This is a genomic window from Gemmata palustris (assembly GCF_017939745.1).
In the GTDB taxonomy this organism is placed as follows: Bacteria; Planctomycetota; Planctomycetia; order Gemmatales; family Gemmataceae; genus Gemmata; species Gemmata palustris.
This window is the reverse complement of record NZ_JAGKQQ010000001.1, coordinates 8,130,179-8,146,226: the sequence shown is the minus strand read 5'-3', so window position 1 is coordinate 8,146,226 and position 16,048 is coordinate 8,130,179. Positions and strand designations below refer to the sequence as shown.

Sequence of the window (16,048 nt, the reverse complement as noted above, 5' to 3'; positions counted from 1 at the left end):
GCGAACGGCCGGTGTAAGCCGGCCGGTGGGGTATAGCGCCAGAGTGACGAGAAGCCAGGCCCTCACCGGCCGGCTTACACCGGCCGTTCGCCCAATTGCGGCTCACTTCTTCGCGAACAGGTCGGCGACGAAGTCCCAGTTCACGACGCTGAACCACGCACTCACGTAGTCGGCGCGCTTGTTCTGGTACTTCAGGTAGTAGGCGTGCTCCCACACGTCGCACCCGAGCAGCACGGTGTGGCCGTCGGTGATGGGGTTGTCCTGGTTCGCGGTCTTCACCACGGCCAGCGGCTTGTCCTTGCCCTTCACCAGCCACGCCCACCCGCTGCCGAACTGCGTCGTCGCGGCGGTCCCGAACGCCTTCAAGAAGCCGTCGATGGAGCCGAAGCTCGTTTCGACGGCCTTCAGCAGTTCGCCCTTCAGTGGGGTGCCGCCCTTCGTCATCATCTGCCAGAACCACGAGTGGTTCAGGTGCCCGCCGCCGTTGTTGCGCACCGGCGCTTGCAGTTCCATCGGGAGCTTCTTGTAATCGCGGACCAGTTCCGCGATCGGTTTGCCCAGCCACTCGGTCTTCGCGAGGGCCTTGTTCAAGTTGTCCACGTAAGCTTGGTGGTGCTTTCCGTGGTGGATCTCCATCGTCTTCGCATCAATGCTCGGCTCAAGGGCGTCGGTCGCGTAGGGCAGTTTGGGCAGCGTGTACCCCTTCGCGTCATCGGCGCGGCCGAACGAGGGGAGGGCCAGCGCTGCGGCGCCGGCGGTCGCGGAACGGAACAGTTCGCGGCGGGAAATCATGGTGGAACGGCTCCAGCGGAGTGTGGGACGAAGAGTGGGCAGGGGCATCGTAGCGACGCGTGCTGATCGACGCCACCGGCTCGTGCCCGAAGTAGCGGATGCACTCCGTGTGCCGACTACCGTGCGGTTGCTGTATCGAGAAGTGGGGACCAGTAGGCTGGCAGCGGGGCTTCGACGGTCAGCTCTTGTTTCGTGAACGGGTGCGTGATGATCAGCCGGCGCGCGTGAAGGGCAACGACGTGATCGCGGGGCAGTTCCGCGGGCGGCCCGAACGCGCGCGGGCTGCCGTACATGGTGTCACCCAGCACGGGGTGCCCCCGCCACGCGGTCTGGACCCGGAGCTGGTGCATCCGGCCGGTTAGAGGCGCGAGTTCGAGGTGCGTGACCGAATCGAGGTGCTGAAGAACGCGGTACTCGAGCGTCGCCAGCTTCGCGCCGGGCGCTTCGGCTTCCGCGCGTTCGACACGCGCCTCGTCCGTGATCTTCCGAATCCAGTCGTCCCACACGCCCGCGTCCGGCGCCACAAGGCCCTCAACGAGCGCCCAGTACACTTTGCGCACGGTGTGCTCAGCAAACTGCGCATGAACGCGCTGCGCGGCCTTGGTGTTGCGCGCGAAGCACACGACGCCACTCACGGGCCGGTCGAGCCGGTGCGGGACGCCGAGGTACACCCCTGCGGGCTTCGCGTACTTCTCTTTGATGTAAGATTTGACCAGTTCTTCGAGGTTCGGCACGCCCGGCGGCGCTTGCGTGAGTAGAGGCGCCGGCTTGTTCACGATGAGCAGGTGGTGGTCTTCGTACAGCACGTGGGAAGAGAAGGGGTGAAAAGGCAAACCGGCGCTGGTGCCGGTCGCAACCTGGTCGTTCTGGTCGTTCGACTCCGTCACCCGTTCTCCCCTTCACCACGATCGCCCCTAGTGTTCGTGGCACGGACCTCTGGTCTGTGGGAGCGCTTCCACAGGCCAGAGGCCCAATGGCACTTACTTTGTCTGTCTGTAGCCGGGGTCTGTGACCCCGGAACTACACGTTTCCTGGAGTTCCGGGGTCACAGACCCCGGCTACAGAAGACCGGTAAATCACAAAGTAAGCGCCATTGGGCCAGAGGCCTGTGCCACCAAAAGAGTTTCACCGGCCGGCTTACACCGGCCGTTCGCCCCGACCCTTGGCGAACCGCGAGTGTTAACGAGCGGGTGGTGTTTCTCACCCCTTCACCCCCTCACACTCTCGCCCCTTCTCCGCCAGGGCTCACCCGGAGATCATCTCCGGTAACCGGCGCGGCAGCGGGGGCGCGAAGCCCAAACCGCCGATCTTCTTTTTGAGCACTTCGAGCGCCTTATTCAACGGCTGGTCCACGAACGGCTTGGAGTCGTCCATGAGCGGCTTGCCGTCCAACCCCTTCGGTGTCGGTGCCGGCCCCGGCTTGAGCCCCTCGACGCCGGGCTTGCCCGCCACCCACTGAAGCTTCAACTGCTCGAGATCGGCACGCATCTTCTCTTCTTTCGTCATCGGCACATCAATGTCGGGCTTCACGCCCCACTGGTCCGGTGCGTCTTCCGGGGCACGCACGCGATCGATGTTCACCCCGCTCGGGCGCCAGTACGTCTCGGTCGTCAGCTTCACCGCCGCCTTCTGGTCGCCCTCGCCGCCCAGGCGCAGGAGCTTCTGCACGCTGCCCTTGCCGTAAGTGCGCTCGCCGATGACGACCGCCCGCTTGTGGTCCTGGAGCGCGGCCGAAACGATCTCGCTGGCGCTCGCGCTGCCGTCGTTCACCAGAACCGCAATGTGTTTCTGCTCGGCGGGCAGGAAGAGGGTGCCGTCCTTCTTGGCCTCGAGCACGCGCTCCTTGTTGCGCCGGTCCCGCGTGCTGACGATCCTCCCCTCGGTGAGGAACAGGTCCACGACGTCGACCGCCTGGTTCAGCAGCCCGCCGGGGTTGTCGCGCAGGTCGAGCACCAGGGCCTTCCCGCCGTCGCGCTCGATCTCCTCGACCGCGGCCCTCAGTTCCTTCGTGGTCAACTCGTTGAACGCGCTGAGCCGGATGTACCCGATGCCGTTGGGCTTGTCGAGGAACCACTCCCACTTGTTCGGATCGTCCGCCCGGCGCCGGACCCCGGAAACGGGGTGCTGGGCGATCTGGGCGCGGGTCAGCGTCACTTCCTCGTCCGCGGGGTTGCGCCCCGCGCGGCGAACGGTGAGTTTGACCTGCGTGCCCGGCTCGCCGACGATCAGCTTCCGCGCGTCGGGGATCGTGGTGCCCTCGGTGGACGTGTCACCGATCTTCACGATGAGATCGTCGGCAATGATCCCGGCTTCGTAGGCGGGCGTGCCCGGCGTCGGGTGGTTGACCTTGAGGAACTTCGTCGGCGGATCGAGCGTCAACAGGATGCCGACCCCGCCGAAACTGCCCTGCGCGTCCGACTCGAACCGCTTCAGTTGATCGGCGTTGAAGTATTCGGAGTGCCGGTCGAGCTTCTGCAGCCCGCCGTTAATCATGTCCTCGACGAGCTGCTGCTTTTCTTTCTCCGAGAGCTCGCGGTAGAAGTTCGCATCCACCTCCGCGAGCACGTTCACGATCTGGCGAACGCGATCGTAGTCGCGGTCCGGTGGGGGGGCGCTGAAACTGATCGCCAGCGCCAGCCCGACGATCGCCGGTACCACCAGGAACCAGGCCAGATTGCGAAGCGGCATGTCGTCTCCTGGGTGTCTCGTTCGGACCCGCGCTGCCGCGCGACGCGCACCGGCCGAGCACCAAAACGCCAAACACATCGGGTTGTGCCGATTATACGTGACGAACGTGTCACGCGGGAGTTGAACCTCGCCCGCGTACCCAGTTGTAAAGATTACTTCAAGTCGATTTGCCCACGCAATCCGCGCCGGTTATCCTCGCGCTGTAGGCTTCGCAAAGCCTCCAATTTAACAGGCCACGAGCGAGGACCGCAAATGTACAGCATCGTGCTGATGACCGCACTCACCGCATCGCCAGATGCTCCACAATTTAACGGCTACTTCCGCGACATGTTACGCGGGAACAGTTGCAACGGGTGTAACGGGTGTTCCGGCGGCGTGCGGTACAGTTGCTACGGCGGCGGGTGCTCCGGCGCGGTCGCGTACCCGACCTCGTGCAGCGGGTGCAGCGGATCGTCGTGCTACGGGTCGTCGTGCTGCGGCGGCAGTCTCTTCGGGCTCGGCGTGGGCGACCGCGTGCGGAGCTGGTTCGAGCCGTCCGGTTGCTGCGGCTCGCGCAGCTACAACTGCTCCGGCGCGAGTTACTCGTGCAGCGGGTATTCCTGCAGCGGCTACTCGTGCTCCGGCTCCGCGTACTCGTGCTTCGGGAGCAGCCTCTCGTGCCAGGGCGGGTACCCGATGTTCCCGTCACCGGGAATGGACCAGTTCCCTCCGTACCCCAGCCAGCCGCTCATCCCCTACGCGGACCCCAGCCCCGCGCCCGGTACCTTCGGGTTGCGACCCGCGACGTTCGTTGCGCCCGGAGCGCCCCCGACGTCGACCGTGGCCAACACCCAAACCGGGCGCGCCTCGGTCATCGTGAAGCTGCCGGCCGACGCGCGCCTCTCGGCCGACGGCCGCGCACTGAACCTGACCGGCGCGGAGCGCCAGTTCGTCTCCCCGGAACTGCCACTGAACCAGGAGTTCGTGTACCGCTTCAAGGTGGAGTACGAGCGCGACGGCGAAACGGTGAGCGTGACGAAGAAGGTGAACGTGCGGGCCGGCGGAACGGTCACGATCGAGTTCACGGACCTGACCGCGTCGAAGCCGCCCGCGGCTGGTGCGGGCAAAACGACCTCGACGACTCCGGCCGCGCCCGCTTCGACGGAGCCCACAAAGGCCGAACCGCCGGTGCGCGAATCGCCAGCCGCGCCGACCGGCACCGGCGACCGTGCGACAATTACTGTGAAGCTCCCACCGGGCGCAACTCTTTATGTTGACGACCGCAAGAGCCCGTCGAAGGACGCGGTGCGCCAGTTCGCGACCCCGCCGCTGCCGGCCAACCGCGAGTTCGCTTACTTGCTGAAGGCAGAAATCCTCCGCGACGGCCAGCCCGAAACGCTGACCCAAAAGGTTCCGTTCCGCGCCGGCGAGCGGATCACGGTGGACTTCACCTCGCTCGGCGGCAAGTAAGCCCGCACCATACGCCCGGCGCGATTTCATGCGCCGGGCGAACCTCTCCTCGCGTCTTCATGATTTCCACTCATCTTCATTATTTCTTCGTTTGAAAGATTCCGCAACCCGTCTATTATTCTCATACGTCAGCTCCTCTCCGCCTCATATTTGACGCCCACACGCGATACGGCGCCCGTGGGATTCGGACAGCGACTTCGACGCAAAGCCGTCGGGTACCCATATTTGTGTGCCCGACCCCCGACGGGGAAACGTGATCGATCGGCCCGGCACTCCACATGGTGTGGAGAATGCGCGCCGGGATTCGTCACCTTATCCTCCCGAGGGAACGCGATGCGTTTTCACTCCGGTCCTCGTCGCGCGTTTACGCTGATCGAACTCCTCGTCGTTATTGCCATCATTGCCATTTTGATCGGCCTGCTCCTGCCCGCGGTGCAGAAGGTCCGCGAAGCGGCGGCTCGTCTGAAGTGCTCCAACAACCTCAAACAACTCGGGCTGGCCCTCCACAATTACGAAGGCACCCGCGGCGCGCTGCCCCCGTCGAGCGTCCAGACACCGACCGCGGCCGCTATGTCCGGTTTGAGAGACTTCCAAAAAGTCGGGACCACGGGTACTCTGAATACCGACTACGCGAAGCACTGCTTCCTCGCAATCATCCTGCCTTACATCGAACAGGGGAACGTCCTCCAGCAGAACGGGACCGTATACGACCTCCGGCAGGACTGGTTCGCCCCCAACAACCAAGCGGCGGCGGCGACCCGGATACCCACGTTCGAGTGCCCATCCGTTTCGTATGAGCACAAAATGAACCCGATCCTGGAACCGGCCACCTACGGGAGCGGGTGGAGCCCCGCGACGTCCGATTACATGGCCGTCAACCGGGGTAACAACCGAACCGCGATCTGGACCGCAATGGGACTCACTTACCCCGGGGACGACGGTATCAAGTCCGTTCTCGGTAGCAACGTGTTCACACCGTTGCTCACGGTCACCGACGGGCTGAGTAACACGATCATGCTGGCCGAAGCGGGCGCCCGCCCCCAGAGTTGGAAGTTCGGCGTGCGCCAAACCGACCCGACGTTCATGAACGGGGCGTGGGCGCACTCGGGCAACGATATTGCCGTGGACGGGTCGAACCCGGCCGGGGGCACATTGAGTGCCGCGGCCGATGTTCCCGCCGCGTGCTCGGTCAATTGCGCGAACCAGGGAGAAATCTACGCGTTCCACACCGGTGGCGCGAACGTCACGTTGGGCGACGGGTCGGTGCGGTTCCTGCGAAAGAGCATCAGCCTAGTGGTTCTGCAAAAGATGTGCGCCCGTGCCGACGGGTACCCGGTCGAATTGGACTAACTCGCCCGGGAGGCGCCGATGGTCACGGCTCGTTTGGTGGCGCTGATCGGCGCCGCCATCGCTCTCGCAGGCCTCGCAGCGGGGTGCAAGAGCGGCTCACCAAACCGGGCTCCCGTCTACCCCGTCAAAGGGTCAGTTTCGGCAAAAGGACAAGGGCTCGCACACGTCCGAGTCACGTTCATCGCCCAAGACCGTCAAGACGGGCCGGCTCTTGAAACCGATGTGCTCACGGGCCTGGACGGTCAGTTCACCGCAACCACCTACGAAATCGGGGACGGGCTACCGCCGGGCCGGTACGCGGTGTTACTGGTATGGTCTGAAGTGGTAACAGATGATCCCGCGCCCAACAGTGATCGACTTCGTGGGCGCTACAATAACCGCCAAAAACCGGCCTACACCATCGAGGTGAAACCGGAACCCAACACCCTTCCGCCGTTCGATCTTAAGTAAAACCGCCTAACTACGTGCGATCAAAACCGCGGGCCATCGCCCGGCCCGCGTCAAAACAAGCGGCCCGACCCAAAATGGGTCGGGCCGCTCCGTTTCTGAATCAGCACTGACCCAAACACCCCCGCCCTTGCGGGCAGGGGTCGCCGGATGAGGTTTACTTCGTCAGTTCCCAGTTCTTCTCGTTGGACCCGCGCTTCACCTCGTAGGTGAGCCCGGTCTTCTCGGTCTTACTGTACTTGTCCGGGAGCAGTTCCGCGGTGACCGGCATCTCCGGGCTGTTGGGGGTGTTGTAGATCTTCTTCTTGCTCACCACCTTGGCCCCCGAGATCACCACCTTGGACACCCCGACCGGAACCTTGGTGGCCGTGTACTTCCCGTCCTTGATAGTTCCCCCGGCCGGGTTCTTCCCGTCGGCCGGGTAGAACCGGATCGCCCCGTCCTCGATCGGCGCGCCCTCGAAGCTCACGGTCCCGGTCACCTCGACCAGGTCCGGCTCGTTGGAGCACCCGACCAGTGCGGCCGCGCCCGCGAGCACCGCGACCCCACCGGCCCAACGCAATCCGCGCATGGGTCGCCTCCGGTTACTGGTTGGAAACGACTTCGCCGCCGTTCATGGTGCCCATGTACGACCACGCGGTCGCGTTGACGCTGTTGGTGAAGAACCGGATGCTCCCGTCGCACAGGGCCGCGTTGACCCCGCCCGTGTGCCGGCTCCGGGCCGCGCTGAACTGAGAACCGGCCGTCGAGTACGGCATGTACGGGTCGGTCCCCACGGCCCAGTTCACCACGTCCGGGACGGACGAGTTCGGGGTCGTCAGGGTCATGAACTTGAACACCCCGTCGTCGTTGTGAATGTCCCCGCGCCAGTCGTTGTCGTCGGGGCTCTTGGCCATGAGCGTTTCGGACATCATGAGCGTGTTCGAGGTGCCGTCGGTGATCGAGGTCATCACCACTTTACCCGGGGTGCTCCGGTTCCCGCCCGAGTGGTAGAACGGCGCGAGCCCGGCCGGGGGAGCGGTGTCGTAATACGCGTTGCCCCAGTTCACCACGTAGTTGCCCCGGGCGCGCTGGTAGTACGCCCCCGCCGAGTTCAGGTCCGAGCCGTTGTCGCTCGGGCAGTAGTAGATCGAGACCCGCGCCCCGCACAACCCGTTCATCGTGTTCCCGATGGTCGCCGGGGGCTCGTAGAACTGCTGCGTCGGGTAGTTGATCTTGCTCGAGAGAGCGGTCTGCTCGACGTAGGGCCACAGGTACATGACCCAGGACTGGCGCGGGTTGTTGCGCGCGCCCATCGGGAACTGGCCCACCGCGTCGTGGTACCCGTGCATCGACAGGCCCCACTGCTTCAGGTTGTTACTGCACTTCATGCGGGCCGCGGCCTCGCGCACCTTCTGGACCGCGGGCAGGAGCAGGCCGATGAGAATGGCGATGATGGCGATCACGACGAGTAATTCGATCAGCGTGAACGCACGGCCGCGGCGAGTCGATGGACTCATGACAGAACCCCGGGAGAGAGAGGGCGAATGATTGATGCGAGCAATCAACGAAATGACAGACCCGACAATAACCCCACCTGGTTAAATGGGCAAGAGTCAAGTGCGAAAAAATGTGAAAATGAGATCAACCGAGCGGTACTAACGTGCTGCTAATCACCTCATAACAAGAGCCTTGCCGCGCGAACATCGAAGTTACTTGAGTGATCCGCAGCCGAATTTGGGAGCAGGAGGAGCCCGAAGCCAGACAAAACGCCCGGGCCACGACGCGACCAGCGCCTTCAAACGCAACGACCCGGTGTGGACACCATTGCCCCCACCGGGTCGCAATCCGAGTGCGTTCAGGCGCCCTCGGGTCGGTTTTACTTCTTCTTCTTGGTGCCCTTCAGCTCGAAGTTCACGCTCTCGTTCACCCCCGGTTTGAGCGTGATCTTGAGGGTGCTCTGCTTGTTGTACTCGGGCGGGACGAGTTCCTGGATCGTGTCCACTTCCGGGCTCTCTTTCGTGTCGAACAGCTTGTGCTTGCCGACCACTTTCGATGCGTTGATGGTGACCGTCATTTCACCGACCGAGGCATCGACCTTGTACTTCCCGTTCTCAATCCCCCCGCCGGCACTCTGGCCGGCTCCGCCCGCCGGGTAGAACTGGATAATCCCGTTCTCGACCGGTACGCCGTCCAGGGTCACGGTTCCAGTTACTTCGGCTCGTGGCGGCCCGCCACAGCCGGCCAGGAACGCACACGTTAATAGTAAGGCGGCGAGCGCAACGCGGGCTCGGGTTCGGATGGGATTACTCACTGACCAGGTCTCCGTGGGTGGCCGTTCCCAGGGCTTTCCAAGCGCCCGCGTTGATCGAGTTCGTGTAGAACGCGACCGAGCCGTCGCACCGCACGGCGTTCACCCCGCCCGTGTGCTTGCTCCGGGCGCTCATCAGATTGTCGCCGGCCTGGATGCAGGGCATCGTCTGGTCCGGGTTCGCGGCCACGCTCGGCCAGCACACGTTCGAGTTCCGGTCGATCCCCGCGTTCGGGGTGTTGAGTGTCATGAACCAGTGCGAGTTCCCGTCGTTCATGACGTCCCCGCGCCCGTCGGTGGCGTTGTCCTGGGCCGGGAGCCGCGTTTCGGACAGCATGAGCGTGTTCGAGGTGCCGTCGCTGATCCCGACCAGCGTCCGGCGGTACGGGACGTAGCCCCCGAACCCGCCACTGGACACCCACCCGAACGGGCCGTCGGCGGGGTCAACACCCGAGCCCTCGGCGAACAGGTAGTTGCCGCCGTAGTTGGCGACGTAGTTCCCGCGCACGCGGGTGTACGGGTCGTATGTCCACATCGCACCCGGTCGGTCGCTCGGGCAGTAGTACATCTTGAGCGGCTGGGCCACCAAGCCCGTCGTCGACTGGGTGCAGTTCGGCACCTCGTAGAACCCGGCCTGCAGGTTGTACTGGTTGGCCAGCGCGGTCTGTTCCAGGTACGCCCAGATCTCGACGTAGAACGTCCGCCGCGGGGTCCGCTGACCGCCGTAGGGGAGCGTGTTGTTCGCGTCGTGGTAGTTGTGCATGGCCAGCCCGAACTGCTTCAAGTTGTTCTGGCAGCTCATCCGGGCAGCGGCCTCACGAACCTTTTGCACCGCGGGGAGTAAGAGTCCGATCAGAATGGCGATGATGGCGATCACAACGAGAAGTTCAATCAGCGTAAATGCACGGTTCCGTCTCATTCAAGACTCCAGACCTAGAGAGAGAAATAGATCCGAACCGGCCCACCGTTCGTGCGCCGAAGACGTGAAGTTCCTGAAAAGTCGCGCGCTCGCGCCGGAAGCGGCGTGCGCCGCCTCGAACGTAGTTCGCTCTTTAAAAAAACCTCAGCACCGGGGCGATTTAGTAGGCGATCGGCGGCAAGGCGGGCGGGGGCGATGGCGGACAAACGAACCGAATTGAGCGAACTACAGTTTACACGCGAGAGCTTGAAAAAGGCAAGTAGACTGGCCAGCTTAAAACGGCCTAATTAATCAAGCACAATTAATAATCAACATCTACTCTCAGAATGAGCAATTCGCGAACGCACTCAATGCGCCGACCGAGCGCGCCATCACAAGTGCGTTCGCGAGCGAAGTGTGTTGCCAGTAAACGCGGCACTCACGCCACCCACATCGCCATCGTGTTGATGAGCTGTCTTCCGTAACCGGCCGCTGTGAGGCCGGTTACAGTCAGAAGATCGCACGATCACGTATCACATTGCCATCGTAACAGTCTTCACTTCGGTGTATAGCTGTAGCGCGTATTGTCCCAATTCGCGGCCGATGCCGGACATCTTGAACCCACCGAACGGCGCCCCGGCATCAAACACGTCAAAACAGTTCACCCACACCGTTCCGGCCCGCAGCCCGTTCGCCAGGCGCAGGGCCTTCTTTACATCCTTCGTCCACACCGCTGCGGCGAGACCGTAATTGGTGCGATTGCCGCGAGCGATGACTTCTTCGGCGTCCTTGAAGCGCAGAATGCTCATCACCGGCCCGAAGATCTCTTCTTGCGCGATCCTCATGTCGTCCTTCACGTCGCCGAACACGGTCGGCTGCACGAAGTACCCCTTTTCGCCCACGCGCCCGCCGCCCGTGAGCATCTTCGCGCCGTCCTTTTGACCCGCCGCGATGTAGCCGAGCACGCGGTCAAACTGCTCCTGACTCACTTGCGGCCCCTGCTCGGTGTCCGGCGCGAACGGGTCGCCGACCTTGCGCCCCTTCGCCTTCTCGACGATCTTCGCGACGAACGCATCGTACACCGAGTCCTGCACGAACAGTCGACTCCCGGCGCAGCAGCACTGCCCCTGGTTGAAGAACAGCCCGAAGTACGCCCCCTCGACCGCGGCGTCGAGGTCCGCGTCGGCGAACACGATGTTGGGAGACTTCCCGCCGAGTTCCAGCGACACGCGCTTGAGGTTGGACTGCGCCGCCGCGGTCATCACGATCTTGCCGGTCCCGGTTTCGCCCGTGAACGCGATCTTGTCCACGTCCATGTGCCCCGAAAGGGCCGCGCCCGCGGTGGGGCCGTACCCGGGGACGACGTTAATCACGCCGTCGGGGAACCCGACTTCCTGCGCGAGTTGCGCGACGCGAAGGGCGGTAAGTGGGGTCTGCTCCGCGGGCTTCAGCACGAGGGTGTTACCGCACGCGAGTGCCGGCCCCCACTTCCACGCCTGCATCAGGAGCGGGAAGTTCCACGGGATGATCTGCCCCACGACGCCGATCGGTTCGTGCCGGGTGTACGTGAAGAACGGGCCGTTGATGGGAATGGTCTGGCCATAAATCTTGTCGGCCCAGCCCGCGTAGTAGCGGTAGCACGCGATGCTCAGCGGCAGGTCGGCGGCCAGCGCGTCGTTAATGGGCTTGCCGTTGTCGAGCGATTCGAGCGCGGCGAGCTCCTCTTTGTGCTCCTCCACGGCATCCGCGAGCTTGTTGAGCAGCCGACCGCGGTCGCTCGGGGTCATGCGCGCCCACGGCCCGTTCTCAAACGCCTCGCGCGCGGCCCTCACCGCGAGATCGATGTCGGCCTTGTCCCCCTCCGCGACGTTGCAGATGACCGACCCGTCCGTCGGGTCGGTGGTGGCGAACGTCTTGCCGCTGGCGCTGTTCACCCACTTTCCGCCGATCAGCATCTTCTGATCGACGACGCGGGGTTTGGCGCGAGCGGGCTTCGCTGCGGTCGGTGCGGTGGCGGTGGCCATGAGAGGAGCTCCGGGAGAGTAATGACGGCGCGGACCGGGCGCCATTGTCCCCGGGCACGCGCGCGAGTCAAGCGGTAGAGTGGGCGCGAGGCACCGCGCGCGGGCCTGACAATCTTGAGGAAATATTGGGCCCGCCCGGAACTCCCTCGCGGTCACGAGCCACACAATCGCTTCAAGTCAATCGACCGTAAAAGACGACCCAAGATAAGACAATCAGTTCGGGGTAGCAGTCGGTGTGTCCCGGTTGGGGCCGGGCTCGCCCAGAGGGGATAGGTAACTCGGGGGGATCGCTCATGAGAACGGGATTGCGGCGAATGGGGCACGGCGCGGCGATACTGCTGCCGCTCGCGCTGGCGGCGTGTCAGACGCTCATCAAACCACCGTGCGGGGACGACGGGTGCCCGAAGTCGGTGTGCGACCCGAAGGTGCTAACCAAACCGACGATGCACGCGGCGGCCAGCGACCTGGACCACCTGGAAAAGCACATCGACTGGCACGGGAGCGTGGCCGCCAAAGTGCCCGACGTGTGGGGCCAAGCCCGGCTCACGCTGTACCGTGAGCAGTTTGAAGAGCAAATGGTAAAGGACTTGGCCAGCTTCAAGGAAAGTTTACAAGGCTCGATCGCCCGACAGGACCAAGCATTCTTACTGAATGCCACAGCTCTGAGCGCATCACTGGAGACACCGGTGCGAGGGGTCCGCAGCCAAGTTCTGCCCGCCGGGCGGTACCTTCGGCGCGACACCAGTGGTAACCCCCTCGACCCGACGAACCAGGACAACATCGTGGTTTTGGACAAGGATCAGACGATCCTGATCCCACCGGCCAACCCGCCGGCCAATCCGCCGGCCGCTCCCGCGATCCCGGGGTTGGTCGTGGAGACAAAAAACGGAACCACCACTAGTACCGCAGGTGACATCGGAGCGTTCATCGACCGCGATGGGCTGAAATTTCAGAATAATTTTCTGCGTCAAACCGACGAGAAACTGTCTCTAGCACTCGAACCCGAGCGGTACCTGGAGCAGAAGAAGCGGTACCTCGACCTGCTCGCTCAGATCCGCCGGACCAACGAGGGGGACGACACCGCGGACTCACCGGGGTACGATATGCGCCTGTTCCGCATTCCGGTGTCCGTCCTTCCGGGCAAGCACACGGACACCGGTCACGGGGCCGAGATTACCATGACCCTTACGCCGGTACTCGGCGAAGACCTGCTCCCGACCACGTTCCGCAACCTCGTCATCAACGACCTCGTGGACCAACTCGGTTTTCCGCTGACGAAGTTCCTGGACTCGAAAGAGGCTCGCGATCTGTTGACACCGGAATACCGGTGGATCGTCCGGAATCTCCCCGTATTTGAAGATGCGGCGAAAGCTGAGACTCTTGATGAATTTAAATGTCAGTTCAACAAAATCCCCCTTGAGGTCCAAAAGACTATCCTAAAAAATGCCGAAGGCGATGAAGACCTAGCAGACCTTTACAATATAATAAATGTATTAATATACAATGAAGATAGCGATGAAGTTAAAAAGGTACCCATTGACAAATTCAATAAATCATCTGTCAAAATGTTCCCCAAAGATAAAATCGACAAGCGTACAACTCAAGATAGAAAATCAAAAATCACACGGTCGTACTCAAAAATAACGACCACATTTCGCGATCTTAGTGCTGTGAAAACACCCTTCAGCCCCGGCACCCGCAATCGCCAAGCGATGCCATCGTCGCAATACGTGGAAGTATACGGCGCAGCGTTCGCTTTTGAGGTGGCATTCAAGGCCAATCAAGCGCTCGGAAAGCAAATTGCTACACAAGGGTACGCGCACTTGCCGGACGTCCAAGCGTTCCTCAAACAAGAATTGGAGGCCGGCTACCAGCTCCTGGCAAAAGCGAGCAGTCCTGAAACGACGAAGGAGGGCAATCACGACTTGCTGGAAAAGTTCTGCACGCCAGCCCTGACGGGCTACGTTCGGAACCGGGACGAATCTCAATTGTACTGTCAGCGCGAGATCTACCGTAGTCACTTGAATCACACCAAACCAGAGCCGCCGCCCGGCTACGGGGAGCTCGACAAGGATCCCCAGTTCTCCACGACCGCGGCTCTGGCTTGGGCTCTAATCGTCGATTCGGCACTCCTGACCGACCGCCTTGTCGCCGACATGAAAGAAACGGCCTCGTCCCGCGGGGTGGCGCTACCGCACTGTGGCGTGTGGCTGGACTACTATCGCCCGAACCCGTCGCCCGACGCGCGGCAGGCGTTCAACGCTTACGTTGCGGCCCGCTGGCCGGTACATGTGTTCGCCCTCGACCCGGCCGTTCAGGAACAAAACCTTGCCGACCGGCTGTCCACCCGCCGGGAATTGCAACTCGCACTGTCGCTGGCGTTCTCCCACGGATTCATGAACTTTAACCAACTCACACGGTACGCCCGGCGGTTGGAGGCCGAGTACGAGACGATCGACGTGAACCGCACCCAGGTGGGGTTCGCTCACGGGTCCGACACGTTCGGCTGGCGCTTCTACCCGCGGTACCAGACGCCCGACACGCCCGGCAACATAACGGTTATCGCCCGCGATTTGATCGCCGGCGGACCGAACAAGAATCAGTTGCTCCGCCAGCGGAGGCTGGAACCGGGACCGCGAGAATGTGTCGCAATGGTCATCATGCCGTCGTTCGTCCCGGCGGTTACTCTGAACACTACCTCAAACTTCTTCGGGCTCGCGAATCCGAAGCACAAGGTCTTCGATCACACCCAAGCAGTGAAATTGGGGAAGACGGTCCAAGCGATTAAGAACACCGGGTGCGGGCTGACCGACGCGAACTGCTACCGCGACGGCGACGCGGCCCGGCTGATTAAACGGGCCGAACAGTTGGAGGCCCGGCTGCCGATGCAGACGGTTACGTTCCCGGTACCGACAGAGGGTAGTCTCGGCGGGTTCCAGTTGTTCAGCAACTCGACCACGGACCTCGCTCCAGAGCTGTACGGGTGGTACGGTGCGCCCGGTGCCTCCGCAACCAAGTCGACCACGCTGTTCCTGGTCGGCAACCATTTCAGTCCGCTCCGCACGCGCGTGATCGTGGGGAATCGAGAAGTTTCAAAGGGAAGTCCGACCAAGATGACCTTGCTCAGCCGCCAGGTCATGCAGGTGGATTTCGGCCCGGACCTGATCCCACTCAATGGTGCAACGGTGGCGGTTCACGTCGCCACCCCATACGGCGTCAGTCGCGAACTACTCGTACCGGTTGTCAATTCCGTCCAACCCGACGGATACTACCTAACGAACGAATCGAAGCTGAATATCGGATACAGCACGACAGCGGATAAGGTGGCGGGACCGTACACCGCTACGTTCGGTGCCGTCACTTCCGATCCAGTCATGATTGCTGGGCGATTCGCGCCCGGAACGTTCCCGAAAACGATCAAGGTCGACATCGCTGGGGTATCCGGGTCCGCCACGGCAACCGCTGACACGACCGGGACGTACAAACTGGACGGAGCGGACTTCCAGGCGCTGGTCCATGCCTGGTTCAACCAGTTCACGGCCAAACCCTTCGACTCGACGGCTGACTTCGAGAGCCGGTTCCCGACCGGCGTCACCCTCCGGGTCACCCCGGAGGGCGGAACGTCGCAGGAAGTATACGGTGTGTTACGCGTCACCGCGTTCCGACAAGCCGCGCGAGTCAACATGTACCAACTGGCGAAAAACGCGACGGTCGAGCTGGACTACACATTCGATTCGACGAAAGGAACGGTAACGGCAAGCACCAAGACCGTGAGTGCGGCCATCCAAGCCCCCCCTATTGGAGCTCTCGCGATCGTGAAGGTCGGGATTGCCGACGGGCCGAGTACTTCCGTCGAGGTGAAATTCGAGGACAACCTTTACAAACTCGACAACAGCAACTTCGGAAAGGTGGTATCTGCGTGGGCGACGCAAGCGCTCGGGAAAAACACTACGTTTAAAACCGACGCGGACGTGAAAGACAAGATCCCCAAGAGCCTGACACTGGTTCTCATCCCACCTGACGGTAGGAATAACCAGATAGTTGTAGGGAACATTCTGATCAAATCAAACATTATAACGACGAAGTAGTCCTGAACGACATCGCCTCCCC

Annotated in this window: 12 protein-coding genes; 4 read left to right on the top strand and 8 right to left on the bottom strand. The window is 62.6% G+C overall.

Annotated elements, in window-relative coordinates:
• Positions 1 to 102: 102 nt before the first annotated feature.
• The 3 genes from J8F10_RS33780 to J8F10_RS33770 all read right to left on the bottom strand — a co-directional run bounded on the left by J8F10_RS33780 (position 103) and on the right by J8F10_RS33770 (position 3,480).
• Positions 103 to 792 (bottom strand): superoxide dismutase, encoded by a 690-nt coding sequence (locus J8F10_RS33780; RefSeq protein WP_210661370.1) that lies wholly within the window; start codon positions 790 to 792, stop codon positions 103 to 105.
• 116 nt (positions 793 to 908) lie between these two features.
• A complete protein-coding gene (locus J8F10_RS33775; protein ID WP_315854213.1) occupies positions 909 to 1,679 on the bottom strand; it encodes an RluA family pseudouridine synthase in 771 nt (256 codons plus the stop codon).
• A 358-nt stretch (positions 1,680 to 2,037) separates the two neighbouring features.
• Positions 2,038 to 3,480 (bottom strand): S41 family peptidase, encoded by a 1,443-nt coding sequence (locus J8F10_RS33770; protein ID WP_210661368.1) that lies wholly within the window; start codon positions 3,478 to 3,480, stop codon positions 2,038 to 2,040.
• Positions 3,481 to 3,732: 252 nt separating this feature from the next.
• On the opposite strand from J8F10_RS33770, the gene J8F10_RS33765 reads away from it, so the two are divergent.
• The 3 genes from J8F10_RS33765 (at position 3,733) to J8F10_RS33755 (ending at position 6,729) form a co-directional block, all read left to right on the top strand.
• Entirely contained in the window at positions 3,733 to 4,929 is a 1,197-nt protein-coding gene (locus J8F10_RS33765; protein WP_210661365.1) for a TIGR03000 domain-containing protein, read from the top strand.
• A 333-nt stretch (positions 4,930 to 5,262) separates the two neighbouring features.
• Positions 5,263 to 6,279, top strand: a complete 1,017-nt coding sequence (locus J8F10_RS33760) for a DUF1559 domain-containing protein (RefSeq protein ID WP_210661363.1) — start codon at positions 5,263 to 5,265, stop codon at positions 6,277 to 6,279.
• Positions 6,280 to 6,297: 18 nt separating this feature from the next.
• Entirely contained in the window at positions 6,298 to 6,729 is a 432-nt protein-coding gene (locus J8F10_RS33755) for a hypothetical protein (RefSeq protein ID WP_210661360.1), read from the top strand.
• Positions 6,730 to 6,883: 154 nt separating this feature from the next.
• Here J8F10_RS33755 and J8F10_RS33750 read toward each other — a convergent pair whose 3' ends face one another.
• From J8F10_RS33750 to J8F10_RS33730, 5 genes are all read right to left on the bottom strand, one after another.
• Positions 6,884 to 7,297 carry a hypothetical protein gene (locus J8F10_RS33750; protein ID WP_210661358.1) on the bottom strand — a complete coding sequence of 138 codons (414 nt, stop codon included), beginning with the start codon at positions 7,295 to 7,297 and terminating at the stop codon, positions 6,884 to 6,886.
• A gap of 13 nt (positions 7,298 to 7,310) precedes the next feature.
• Positions 7,311 to 8,225, bottom strand: coding sequence for a DUF1559 domain-containing protein (locus J8F10_RS33745; protein WP_210661356.1), 915 nt, complete (start codon positions 8,223 to 8,225; stop codon positions 7,311 to 7,313).
• A gap of 359 nt (positions 8,226 to 8,584) precedes the next feature.
• Positions 8,585 to 9,019, bottom strand: a complete 435-nt coding sequence (locus tag J8F10_RS33740; protein WP_210661354.1) for a hypothetical protein — start codon at positions 9,017 to 9,019, stop codon at positions 8,585 to 8,587.
• Positions 9,012 to 9,935, bottom strand: a complete 924-nt coding sequence (locus tag J8F10_RS33735) for a DUF1559 domain-containing protein (RefSeq protein ID WP_210661352.1) — start codon at positions 9,933 to 9,935, stop codon at positions 9,012 to 9,014. The genes J8F10_RS33740 and J8F10_RS33735 overlap by 8 nt, the downstream gene beginning before the upstream one ends.
• 512 nt (positions 9,936 to 10,447) lie before the next feature.
• On the bottom strand, positions 10,448 to 11,938 hold the full coding sequence (locus tag J8F10_RS33730) for an aldehyde dehydrogenase family protein (RefSeq protein ID WP_210661350.1): 1,491 nt from the start codon (positions 11,936 to 11,938) through the stop codon (positions 10,448 to 10,450).
• A 293-nt stretch (positions 11,939 to 12,231) separates the two neighbouring features.
• Between J8F10_RS33730 and J8F10_RS33725 the strand changes: the two genes are divergently transcribed.
• Positions 12,232 to 16,026: a hypothetical protein gene (locus tag J8F10_RS33725; protein WP_210661348.1), complete on the top strand. Its 3,795-nt coding sequence runs from the start codon at positions 12,232 to 12,234 to the stop codon at positions 16,024 to 16,026.
• Positions 16,027 to 16,048 lie beyond the last annotated feature (22 nt).